Origin of the sequence: Roseisolibacter agri (assembly GCF_030159095.1) — a bacterium.
Classification (GTDB): Bacteria; Gemmatimonadota; Gemmatimonadetes; order Gemmatimonadales; family Gemmatimonadaceae; genus Roseisolibacter; species Roseisolibacter agri.
The window spans coordinates 117783-129440 of the sequence record NZ_BRXS01000005.1 but is presented as its reverse complement, the minus strand read 5'-3'; the positions used below and the strand labels follow the sequence as shown (position 1 = coordinate 129440).

The 11658-nt window shown below is 73.5% G+C and carries 10 protein-coding genes; 5 read left to right on the top strand and 5 right to left on the bottom strand.

Translation table 11 applies throughout. The features are described 5' to 3' along the window. Positions 1-135 precede the first annotated feature (135 nt). Positions 136-567 (bottom strand): hypothetical protein, encoded by a 432-nt coding sequence (locus tag rosag_RS16160; RefSeq protein ID WP_284351189.1) that lies wholly within the window; start codon positions 565-567, stop codon positions 136-138. A gap of 374 nt (positions 568-941) precedes the next feature. After that, the gene (locus rosag_RS16155) at positions 942-1724 is read right to left on the bottom strand and encodes a M23 family metallopeptidase (protein WP_284351188.1); all 783 of its coding nucleotides are present in this window, start codon (positions 1722-1724) and stop codon (positions 942-944) included. A gap of 232 nt (positions 1725-1956) precedes the next feature. On the opposite strand from rosag_RS16155, the gene rosag_RS16150 reads away from it, so the two are divergent. Beyond that, positions 1957-2565, top strand: coding sequence for a hypothetical protein (locus tag rosag_RS16150; protein ID WP_284351187.1), 609 nt, complete (start codon positions 1957-1959; stop codon positions 2563-2565). A gap of 358 nt (positions 2566-2923) precedes the next feature. Here the strand turns inward: rosag_RS16150 and rosag_RS16145 are convergent, their stop codons facing one another. Continuing rightward, positions 2924-4588 carry an alkaline phosphatase family protein gene (locus rosag_RS16145; RefSeq protein WP_284351186.1) on the bottom strand — a complete coding sequence of 555 codons (1665 nt, stop codon included), beginning with the start codon at positions 4586-4588 and terminating at the stop codon, positions 2924-2926. Positions 4589-4714: 126 nt separating this feature from the next. Here rosag_RS16145 and rosag_RS16140 point away from each other — a divergent pair, with 126 nt between their 5' ends. Then, positions 4715-5773 (top strand): DUF4956 domain-containing protein, encoded by a 1059-nt coding sequence (locus rosag_RS16140; protein ID WP_284351185.1) that lies wholly within the window; start codon positions 4715-4717, stop codon positions 5771-5773. Between the two features lie 12 nt (positions 5774-5785). Further along, entirely contained in the window at positions 5786-6877 is a 1092-nt protein-coding gene (locus tag rosag_RS16135; protein WP_284351184.1) for a CotH family protein, read from the top strand. A 181-nt stretch (positions 6878-7058) separates the two neighbouring features. Here rosag_RS16135 and rosag_RS16130 read toward each other — a convergent pair whose 3' ends face one another. Both rosag_RS16130 and rosag_RS16125 read right to left on the bottom strand, forming a co-directional pair. After that, complete coding sequence (locus rosag_RS16130; protein ID WP_284351183.1) at positions 7059-8735, bottom strand: capsule assembly Wzi family protein; 1677 nt, start codon at positions 8733-8735, stop codon at positions 7059-7061. 79 nt (positions 8736-8814) lie between these two features. Further along, entirely contained in the window at positions 8815-9225 is a 411-nt protein-coding gene (locus rosag_RS16125; protein WP_284351182.1) for a hypothetical protein, read from the bottom strand. A gap of 148 nt (positions 9226-9373) precedes the next feature. On the opposite strand from rosag_RS16125, the gene rosag_RS16120 reads away from it, so the two are divergent. Then, positions 9374-10192, top strand: a complete 819-nt coding sequence (locus rosag_RS16120) for a helix-turn-helix transcriptional regulator (RefSeq protein WP_284351181.1) — start codon at positions 9374-9376, stop codon at positions 10190-10192. After that, positions 10189-11625, top strand: a complete 1437-nt coding sequence (sufB, locus tag rosag_RS16115) for a Fe-S cluster assembly protein SufB (RefSeq protein WP_284351180.1) — start codon at positions 10189-10191, stop codon at positions 11623-11625. Before rosag_RS16120 ends, sufB begins: the two co-directional genes overlap by 4 nt. Positions 11626-11658 lie beyond the last annotated feature (33 nt).

The window sequence follows — 11658 nt, the reverse complement described above, 5'->3', positions numbered from 1 at the left end:
GCCGAGCACGGCAGAACGCCGCACCGCGTCCGGGAAATCGCGCAGGGGATGGCCATCCATGCAACGAGGGGGCGACCGAAGTCGCCCCCTCGCCATACCGCGAGCGTGTCGCGTTCGAGCCGTCGGCGCGCGTCGTCAGATCGCGCGCGCGCCCGACACCGCCCACGTGCGCTTGCCGATCTTCAGGTCACCGACCACGCCCTCGTCCGTCGTGCGCAGCGTCAGCGTGCCCTTCCCCTCGGCCGTCACGACGCGCGCCACGAGCGCCTCGTTCTCGATCTTCACGTCGGTGATGCCCGACGCGTGCTGGTCGACCATCAGCATGCCCATGAGGTTCTGGCCGTTCGGCTCGATCAGCACGCGCGCATCGACCATCGCGCCGTCCTTCCGCTCCGCGAGCGTGATGCGGTACACGCCGACCCAGCGCGCCGACGACGCGGGCAGATCGGCCTTGGCGACCAGCGTGGTCTCGGCGGCGACGACCGGGCGCGCGTGCAGCGGCGCGAAGGCGATCGTGGAGAGCGCGAGGGCGGCGAACAGCGAGCGGCTATTGATCGAGACGCGCATGGCGTGATCCTCGGAGTGTTCGAGTGTGGTCCCGGCCCCTGCACCGCGGCCGGCGCGGGCGCAGTGCGCACACACCATCGCTGCACGGCGTGTGTGCGTCGCTGCGTCGACGTCGCGAGCACGATCGTGATCGGCGACGGATTCCCATACGCAGCGCCCGGATCTCGGTTTCACCCGATCGCGTCGGCCCCATGGTGCACCATGCGGCGCGACGCGCTCCATCGCCTGCGTGACCCTTCGACACGGCGATGCGCGCGAGGGTTTCCTGGCCTTACGGCCCATCGCACGCGCGAGTTGTTCACGCGCGGTTCACGCGACGTTCGCATGCATGCGTGGGCGCGAGGCCGCGCATGCCGGCGAGACGACCCGGGTCGTCAGCGCTTGCGTGCGGGCGTGCGCGGCGCGAGCACGCTGTCGGTCGCGGCCGACGAGTCGTCGTCGAACGTCGGCACCGTGGGACGCGGCACGACGCGACGCGCCGACGTGTCACGCGCCGCGGCGACGGGCGTCGGCGACGGCGTGGACACCGCGCGTCGCACGGCGACGGCGCGCGGCGGCATTCCCGCGGACTCGCGCAGGTACGGCAGCGGATCGATGGGCGTGCCGGTCCACCAGCGCCGGTCGGCGCCGAGGCGCGCCACCTGGAAGTGCAGGTGCGGGACGTCGGGCGGCGCGTTGCCGGTGGTGCCCACGAAGCCCAGCGTGTCGCCGCGCAGCACCGGCATCCCCTCGAGCAGCCCGTCGCGATAGCGATCGAGGTGCGCGTAGTAGTAGACGAAGCGCTCGTCCGGATCGGTCGTGTAGATCGTGATCCCGCCGAGGGCGTTCGAGCGCAGCTTCCAGATGCGGCCATCGTCCGCGCTCAGCACGGGCGTGCCGCGCGGCGCCATGATGTCCACCGCGAGATGCAGCCGCTCCCCGCGCCCGTCGGCGAACGCGTCGCGCACCTCCTCCACGCGCACGCCCGCCACCGGCACGCGCAGCCGGCGCTCGCGCAGCCGCTCGGCGTCCTCCTCGGACGGCGGCGCCGGGAGCGAGGCGACGACGGGGACGCTCGGACGCGCCGGCGGTGCGGGGCGCAGGCCCCCCGCGCACGCGGTCAGCAGGAGCGCGGCCGGGAGGGCGAGCGGAAGGGAGGCGACGACGGACGGACGCACGGCGGGATGCTGCGACAGGCGGGAACCGCAGGAACGGAGGGGGGCGCAGGGGTGACGAGCGGGCACGCCCAAGGTCTCGCGGCCCGACCCGAAGTCAAGCCGCCGCGGGCCGCGCCGACGTCGCGGCACCCCTCCTGCCCCACTGCACGGTCGCGGCCGCCCGTCCGAGCTCCGGCGGCGCCATCCCACGAAGCACCGCGGCCTCGGACAGGCCGCCCCGACAGGAGGACCCATGCGACGACTCGCCCGCGCCCTCGGCGCGCTCTCCCTGACCCTCTGCGCCGGCGGCGCCGTGGCCCTCGCGCCCGACCGGGCCGACGCCCAGGGCAAGGGGCGTAAGTCCTGGCAGCAGAACGAGAAGCAGTACCGCAAGGAGCTCAAGCGGCAGGCCAAGGCGGAGCGCAAGGAGGCCCGCCGCCTGGACACCACGCGCCTCTACGACCGCCGCGGCGACGGCCGCTGGGACGACCGCTTCGACGACCGGTACGACGCCCGCTACGACCAGCGCCGCTTCGTCCCGAGCCGCCGCGTCCCCGTCCGGACCTACAATTCGGGCGCCTCGCGGGTCCCGCCGGGGCACCTGCCACCGCCGGGCATGTGTCGAATCTGGATCGACGGTGTCCCCCCGGGGAGACAGCCGCGCCCGACGACCTGCGCCGCGGCCGAGCGGAATCGTCCCTACAATGCCCGGGTCATCTACGGGACGCCGCGCTACGGCGACTTCGACGATCGCCGGGACGGAGACATCTACGACCGCAGCCGCACCCGCTATCCGGACGGCCGCACGGCGGATCCGCGACTGCCGCAGCCGCGACAGAGGGTCCCGCTGCCATTCCCGTGAGGCGCCGCGGACAGCGGACTGCGTGGCCTGAGAACGACGAAGCAGACAGGATGAACCAGGAGGCTCCGCCGAGCGCATGGCACGTCGCGCCGGACGGAGCCTCTTCGTCATCCTGTCATCCTGTCCGGTGTCGTGCCGGATTCGGCGCGCCGGACCCCTTTGGCCTGTGGGGAGGGTACGGATGCTCCGGATCGGAGCGGATCATTCGGATCGCTCCCCGTGGAGGCGACGCCCCACGCGCCGGTGCGGAGCGATTCGCAGCCTCCGTCGTGATCCGGAGCATCCGCGTCCGTCCCGGAGGGCAGACGGCCCCGGCGCGCCGGCACCTCCCGGATGAGGATCCCGAGTCCGCAGCGCCCTACTTCCTGAGCACGAACTCCAGCACCCGTCCGTCCACCCGCTCCGCGGGGCGAAGGCCGAGGACGCGCGCCAGCGTCGGCGCCAGGTCCACCACGCCCGTGGGCTGGTCGTAGCGCCCCGCCTTGAAAGGAGCGCCCCACAGCACGAGCGGCACGTGCGCGTCGTCGTCGTACGGCGAGCCGTGCTCCGCGGCGATGCGCGTGCTCCACACGCTCCCCGAGTCGAGCGTCACGACGACCGAGATCGGGTAGTCCGCCGGCACGCTGTGCAGCCACCGGCGCGCGATCGCGTCGCGCACCGTGTCGGCCTTCGCCAGCCGCTCCAGCCGGTCCACGCGCCGCACGCCCGGCACCGCGCGCAGCGTCGACTCGGCCGCCGACAGCAGCGAGTCCTCGCGGATGCGCGCGGCGGCGAGCGCGCGGCGGTCGAGGTAGAGCGCGCCGTTGTCGAGCAGCATGGCCCATGGCGAGACGCCGCGCGCCGCGAGCCCCGCGCGCACCGCCGCCAGCGCGCTGTCCGGATCGACGCGGCGCGGCACCAGCTGCGCGGGCCGACGCGGGTCGTTCGCGGCGATCTCGGGGAAGCGCGTGATGCCGTGATCCGACGTCAGCGCGACCACGATGCGCGACGAGTCGCGCAGCGCGAACAGCGAGTCGAGGAAGCCGCCGAGCGCGCGGTCGACGCGCAGCACCTGGTCGTGCAGCTCGCGCGAGTCGGGCCCGTACTGGTGCCCCACCGCGTCGGTCGACGAGAGCGAGACGACCAGCAGGTCGGTGCGCCCCGACGCGCCCAGCCTCAACGCGCGTAGACCCTCCAGCGCGAACGCCAGCGTCAGCTCGTCCATGAACGGCGTCGCGCGGACGACGTCCGCCGCCAGCAGCGAGTCCTGCGGCAGCACGTGCGGGAAGGGCGCCGACGCGCCGCCGGGCGCGGGCACGTTCGCCGGCTCGGGATACGAGTCCGTCGGGAAGAGCGGCGTCCACGCGCGGCCGGCCATGCGCTGCCCCAGCTGCCGTCGATCGAACGCCTCCACCCACGCGGGCAGCCGCTCGGCGTACCAGCGGCTGGTCGTGAAGCGGCCGTTGGTCGCGTACCAGTACGCCTGCGCGGTCGTGCGGTCGCCGGTGCGCGCGCGCCCCAGCGGGAGGATCGCACCGCGGTCCTTGCGCGAGACCGCCAGCACCTGCGCACGGCCGTCGCGCGCCACCAGCCAGTCGGCCAGCGTGGTGCCGCGGAAGCGGCGCGGCGACGCGGGGTCGCCCATGCCGCTGTCCACGCCCACGAGCGGGCTCCCCGGATCGTCGACGCCGAGCAGGTTGCCGATGATGCCGTGCGAGCGCGGATACCGGCCCGACAGCACCGTCGCGTGCCCGGGCGCCGTCTCGGTGATCGCGTGGTCGTGCACCGCGCGCGTCAGCACCGCGCCGCCGCGCGCGAGGCGCGCCAGCCCGCCGCTCAGCTGCGGCCCGAAGCGGTCCAGGTAGTCGGCGCGCAGCTGGTCGACGACGACCACCACGACCAGCGTCGGCGCGGGCGGCTGCCGGGCGGCGCCGGACGTCGCCACCGGCGCGGGCACGGTCGACAGCGCGCCCACCAGCCCGAGGCCGCCGGCGGCGAGGTCGAACGCGGAGAGGCGCGCGAGGAGGGCGGGCAGCAGCGGCACGCCCCGAATGTACGTCGCCGGGCCGACCGCGCCACGCGGACGTGCGTGCTGGCGCCCCCTCGGGGACGGTCGTATGGTAGACCCGTCCGCCCCGCTGCTGCTGCGCCGCTCCCCCACGCGACGTCCATGTCCGCCTGGCTGCGCCGGCTGCTCTCGGACGACCGGCTGGTCGTCCGCATCGCGCTCCACTACGCGCTGCTGTTCGGCGGTGGCGCGCTGTTGTGGCGGACGATCCCCGACGACGCGCGGCGCGCGACGATGGCCGCGTTCGCGCCGATGCTGCTCTCCGATGCGGGCGCGCTGGCCGCGCTGCTACGCGGCGACGCCGTCACCGCGCTCACGCCCACGGTCGCCTCGCCCCGCTCGATCGCGCTCACCGTCCTCGGCGCCACGCTGGGCGCGTTCCTGCTGGCGCTGCCCGTGGCGTGGACGTACATGCTGACGCGCGAGCGGAAGGGCTACCGCCAGAGCGTGGTGCACACGCTCGTGCTGCTGCCGGTGGTCGTGGCGGGCGTCGTCGTGCTGGTGAAGACGAGCCTCGCGCTCGCGTTCAGCCTCGCGGGCATCGTGGCGGCGGTGCGCTTCCGCAACACGCTCGACGACAGCAAGGACGCGACGTTCCTCTTCCTCGCGGTGGGGCTGGGGCTGGCCGCGGGCGTGGAGCTGGACGTCGCGATGGTGCTGTCGGTGCTGTTCAACGTCGCGACGCTGGTGCTGTTCTACACCGACTTCGCACGCACGCCGCCGGCGGTGGAGGGCGAGCGCGCGAAGCGGCAGCTGGAGCGCGCGATGGCGATCGCCAACCGCACCAGCCAGTTCGTGGCGCGCGTGGACGAGGAGGTGCTGCGCACGCTGGCGCCCGCGCAGCTGGACGCGCTGGCGACGCGCGTGCGCCGCCGCCGCGAGGAGGTCGGCGCCGACCTGCCGAGCGTGCCCGAGCTGGAGTTCGACGCGCGGCTGCTGGTCGAGACGACCGACGCCGACGCCGCGCGCGCGCTCGTGGAGTCGGTGCTGGAGACGCGCGTGAAGCGCTGGGCGGTCGAGGAGTCCGCACACGGCGCGGGCGACGGCGACCAGGTGCTCGCGTACCACGTGCGCTGGAAGAAGGGGACGTCGCCGGCCGCCGTGCTGGACGCCGTGCAGGCCGAGGCGACGCCGTTCGTCGTCCGCGCGGAGATCGCCTGAGGAGATCGTCCGATGACCCCACTGCGACGCATCCACCCCGAGACGTGGCGCCGCGCGGCGCTGCTGACGCTCCTCGCGCTCGCGGCGGCGCTGCCGCTGTGCGCGCAGGACGCGCCCAAGGCCAAGAAGACGCCGAAGCCGAGCGCGCTCTTCGCGACCGACTCGCTGCTGACGTTCACGCTGGTGACCGACTTCCAGGGATTGGCCGGCCAGCGCGACACGATGAAGCACAAGGCGTTTCCCGGCGTCGTGCGCATCGCGGGCGCGCAGGGGGAGCGGTCGATCCCGGTGGAGGTCTACACGCGCGGGCACTACCGCCTGCGCTCCGACCGCTGCTCGTTCCCGCCGCTGCGCCTCGTGTTCGGGAAGGGGACGAAGGACACGCCGTTCGACGACCAGAAGGCGCTGAAGCTGATCACGCACTGCCGCGACAACTCGGACGACTACCAGGACTACGTGCTGCGCGAGTTCCTGGCCTACCGCGCGCACGCGCTGGTGACGCCCGCGAGCTTCCGCGCGCGGCTGGCGCGCGTGCGCTACGTGCGGTCGCGCGACACGACGAAGGTGCTGGAGCGCTACGGCTTCCTGCTCGAGAGCGAGCGCGAGCTGGCGCGACGGATGGGCGGGCGGCTGCTGGAGGCGAAGAACGCGCGCTACGGCGACATCGCCCCCGACTCCGCCGTCACCCTCTCGATGTGGCAGTACTTCCTGGGGAACACGGACTGGTCGCTGTCGGCGCTGCACAACGTGCGGCTGGTGCAGCGCGAGCAGGACGTGTTCGCGGTGCCGTACGACTTCGACTTCTCGGGCTTCGTGGGCGCGAGCTACGCGATCCCCGACCCGATGCTGCCCATCAAGTCGGTGACGGAGCGGCTCTGGCGCGGCCCGTGCCCCACGCGCGAGGCGATCGCCGCGGCGACCGCGCCCTTCCTTGCGCAGCGCGCGGCCATCGAGGCCGTGCCGCGCTCGCTGCCCGGGGTCGAGAACGGCTGGGCCGAGCGCGCGCAGCGCTACATCCGGCAGTTCTACGACGACGTGCGCGACCCGGGGCGCTTCGCGTCGTTCGCGCGCTCGGTGCGGCCGGGGTGTCCGCTGAGCAACTGAGTGGTGGTGGAACGGCGAACGGCATTGCAAGGATGAAGATCGGATAAGGTCCGATAACGACGGATGGCTCCGGTGGAGTGCGACGATCTTCGCACCACATGGAGCCATCCGTCGTTATCAGATCTTGTCCGATCTCATCCTTGCTGCAGTTGAAGTTCGGGTCCGGCGCGACGGCGCGTGATCAGAACCGCACGCCCACCCCCGCCTCGCCGAACGCGCGCAGCTGCGCCGGGCGGCCGCGCACGTAGCCGGCGTTCGTCGCGCGCTCCAGCCCCGCGCGCGCGAACCAGCCGCGGCCCGCGCCGGGTGCGTCGCGGCGCGACTCCACCGACGCGCGCGTGCGCCCTTCCTTCACGCCGGGCGCGACGCGCACGAAGTCGAAGCCGCTCTCATCGGCGCTCGTGACGCGCGAGCGCCACTGGCTGGAGTCGCGCACCTCCTGCGCGAGCGCGAGGCGCCACGTCGTGCGCACGTCGGGGCGCCACGCGAGCGACACGTAGCCGGCCTGCGCCGCGGGGCCGAGCGGGCTGCCGATGATGCGGCCGTGGTACGTGAGCCCGTCCGTGAACTGGTAGTGCTGCGACAGCCGCAGCGACGTGTGGTGCCACTGCACGTCGAGCGCGAGCGAGCCGTCGTCGCGCAGGCGCGGGAGCGTCAGCGCCATCAGGTGGCCCGTGTCCTCCCAGAACATCCGCCGCACGCGCCGCAGGTCGAAGTCGTCGATCGCCATCTCCCACGCGAAGGTGGCCGAGCGCCAGGGCGGGATGCGCAGCCGCATGTGGGCGTTGGCGACCTTGTTGGTGGCCAGCGGGTCGCTCCCCTCGTCGACGATCCAGAACAGGTAGGGCGCGAGGTCGCGCAGCCGCTGCGCCGTGCTCAGCTCGGGCGCGCCGCGGCCGCCCATCTGGCTCATCACGCCCGCGCCCAGCTCGAGCCACGGCACGATGGAGAGGTCCAGCTTGTACGCGGCGAGCTGGCTGTGCGGGAACTCGCGATGCCGTCCCAGGTCCGCGACGAACCCCTCCGCGCGCCACCGTCCCATCTTCCGGAAGACCCACGGCAGCGCGAACGCGGTGTCGGTCCCCAGGCTCAGCGCGCGCAGCGGGCCCGCGTTGCCGGAGACGAAGAGGGAGCGCTCGCCCCCCTGCCCCCAGTGGCGCGACTCGAGGCCGGCGTGGACGGCGAGGTTCCAGCGCGTCGCGCGGACGCCCGCGCGCTGCAGCGCCCCCTCCCACCGGGTGCCCCCGTCCGTCGCGGCGACGAGCGAGAGCCGGGGCTGCGCGACCACCGCCAGCCAGCTCCCCACGCCGAGCGCGTGCGCCGTCTCGAGCGAGAGGGCGGCGCCCTCGACCGACGGGCGGCCGGCGCGGGCGTCGAGCGCGGGCGTGGTGACCGCGCGGATCGACCCGATGCCGTTGTCGCGCGGGACCGCGCGGGTCGACGTGTTGGAGGCCAGCGCGTGCAGCCAGGCGCCCTCCAGCGCGCGGCCCGAGAGGGGCGCCGGCGCGCGGAGGGCGGCGGCACAGCCGTTCGCGGTGTCGGCGGCCGGGGCGTGGGCGGCCAGGAGCGTCGCGACGAGGCTCCGGGCGCGGGCGCGCCGGGCGTCGCCGTCCGCGACGGTGTCGCGCGCGATCGCCGCGCAGCCGGCGCGCGCCAGCCGGACCACCTCGCGGCGCGAGTAGGGGCGCACCCCGGCGACCATCCCGCGCACGGGAACCAGCGCCGCCAGCTCGTCGAGCAGGGCGTAGGTCGGGTCGTCGACGGGGACGAGCGCGGCGGGCTGGGCGGCGAGGGGCGCGGTGGTCGCACCGGCGAGCAGGGCCGCGAGGGCGAGGGCGAGGGCGGGTCGGGGCGTCACGCGGGCAAGCCTACCGGGCCGGACGCACGAAGGGGAGGCCGCGCGGCCTCCCCGTTCACTACTCCCTCGACGGCCGCGCTCAGGCCGCCATCGGCACCGCGACGAACGGGTGCAGGAAGCTCAGCAGGTCCTCGACCGTGCGCACCGACTCGTCGAGCTGGTCGAGGTCGTGCGCGGTCGGGATGCGGCCCTGGCAGCGCGCCGCGATCAGGAGCGCGACGTCCTCCGCGTCCATGCGGCTGAAGCCCAGGTCGGCGGCCAGCTGCGTCGCGGGCCCGATGGCCACGCCCGGCGGCGAGACGCGGCGCGTGAGCGCGTCGTAGGCCTGGATCAGCAGCTCGGCCGGCAGCCGGTGCGCGTTGAAGGCCGAGAGGAAGCGGTGGCGCCCCAACTCGTCGCGCTGCGCGGCCGCGGAGATGGTCCGCGACGAGACGGCGGCGAAGGTGCCGGCGACGACGAGGAGCGTGACGACGATGACGATCTGGAGCACCGGGGCATTCCTCTGGGCGGGAGTACGGCACGGAGTATCGGCGCATCCGCAGGACGACTGAAGACGCCGCGACGGAACGTGCGCCGCACGACCGTGATTCGCGCACGGTTTCGTTGACGAATTCCCGGAGGCCGTCTAACTTGCGTGCATGCAACACGTTCCCGGCACGCTCGGTGGCTTTCGCGGACTGCGCGCCGAGCTGCTGATCGCCCTCAAGAAGGCCCCGCACCCGCTCACGGCGAAGGAGCTGGCCGACCGCTTCGGGCTCACGCCCAACGCGCTGCGGCGGCACCTCGACTCGCTCGAGGCCGAGGAGCTGGTGCGGCACCGCCGCGAGGTCCGCGGGGTGGGGGCGCCGGTGCACGCCTACGGGCTCACCGCGGCCGGCGAGGCGCTCTTCCCGCAGGCCTACGCGCCCGTGCTGGCCGCCGTCCTCGAGGCGGTGCGCGAGACGGCCGGCCCCGCCGGGGTGCGGCAGGTCCTCGCCCGGCAGTGGGCGGGGCTGGTCGAGGGGGCCGGCGACCGGCTGGCGGAGCTCCCGCTGCCCGAGCGCGCGCAGCTGGTGGCCGAGCTGCGGTCGTCGCAGGGCTACATGGCGGAGGCGGTCCCGCTGGGCGACGGCGACGCGGTGATCCGCGAGCACCACTGCGCGATCCGCGACGTGGCCGCGCAGTTCCCCGAGATCTGCGAGGCCGAGCACGAGCTGATGGAGCGGCTGCTCGGCGTGCCGGTGGAGCGCACCGGGCACATGCTGCACGGCTGCACGACCTGTGAGTACACGGTGCGCGCGTCCGCGCCCGTCGGCGACGGGGGCCCTGGCCCCGCGGCGCCGCGCGCGGACGAGCTCGCGCCCGTTGCAGTGCCCGCGGCGCCCCCGGCTCTCGCCGACGCCGCGGTTCGATCCACGACCCACCTCCCTACGTGCACGTGCGCGTCCCACCGGGCCGCGCCCCAGGAGCAGGCATGAGCGCCACCATCGAGACCCTCGTCAACCGCGAGTACCAGCACGGCTTCGTCACCGAGGTCGATGCGGACCAGCTGCCGCCGGGGCTGAGCGAGGACGTCATCCGCGCGATCTCCGCGCGCAAGAACGAGCCGCAGTGGCTGCTCGACTGGCGGCTGAAGGCGTACCGCCGCTGGCTGACGATGCGCGAGCCGCACTGGCCGAACGTCAAGTACCCGGCGATCGACTACCAGGCGGTGAGCTACTACTCGGCGCCCAAGCAGGCCGCCAAGAAGGCGTCGCTCGACGAGGTCGATCCGGCGATCCTGGAGACGTACAAGAAGCTCGGCATCTCGCTCAACGAGCAGAAGCGGCTCGAGGGCGTGGCCGTGGACGCCGTGTTCGACTCGGTGTCGGTGGGCACGACGTACAAGGCGGAGCTGGCGAAGCACGGGATCATCTTCTGCTCGTTCGGCGAGGCGGTGCAGGAGCACCCCGAGCTGGTGCAGAAGTACCTCGGCTCCGTCGTTCCCTACAGCGACAACTTCTTCGCGGCGCTGAACAGCGCGGTGTTCTCCGACGGGTCGTTCGTCTACATCCCGAAGGGCGTGCGCTGCCCGATGGAGCTGTCGACGTACTTCCGCATCAACGCCAGCGGCACCGGCCAGTTCGAGCGCACGCTGATCGTCGCCGACGAGGGCGCGTACGTGTCGTACCTCGAGGGGTGCACGGCGCCCAAGCGCGACGAGAACCAGCTGCACGCCGCGGTCGTCGAGATCGTGGCGCTGGACGACGCGACGGTGAAGTACAGCACGGTGCAGAACTGGTACGCCGGCGACGCCGAGGGGAACGGCGGGATCTACAACTTCGTGACCAAGCGCGGCGCGTGCCGCGGGGCGCGCAGCAAGATCTCGTGGACGCAGGTGGAGACCGGCTCGGCCATCACGTGGAAGTACCCGAGCGTGATCCTGCAGGGCGACGACTCGACCGGCGAGTTCTACTCGGTGGCCGTGGTGAACGGGCGCCAGCAGGCCGACACGGGGACGAAGATGATCCACATCGGCCGCAACACGAAGTCGAACATCGTCAGCAAGGGCATCTCGGCCGGCCAGGGGAACAACGCCTACCGCGGCGCGGTGAAGGTGCTGCCGAAGGCCGAGGGCGCGCGCAACTACACGCAGTGCGACTCGATGCTGGTCGGCAACGCGTGCGGCGCGCACACCTTCCCGTACATCGAGGTCCAGAACAACAGCGCCATCGTCGAGCACGAGGCGTCGACCTCGAAGATCGGCGAGGACCAGATCTTCTACCTGAAGCAGCGCGGCCTGAGTGCCGAGCAGGCGGTCAGCATGATCGTCAGCGGCTTCTGCAAGGAGGTCTTCCAGGAGCTGCCGATGGAGTTCGCGCTCGAGGCGCAGCAGCTGCTCGGCATCACCCTCGAAGGCTCGGTCGGCTGAGCGGCGAGCGGCGAGCGTCTCGAGGAGCCCCTC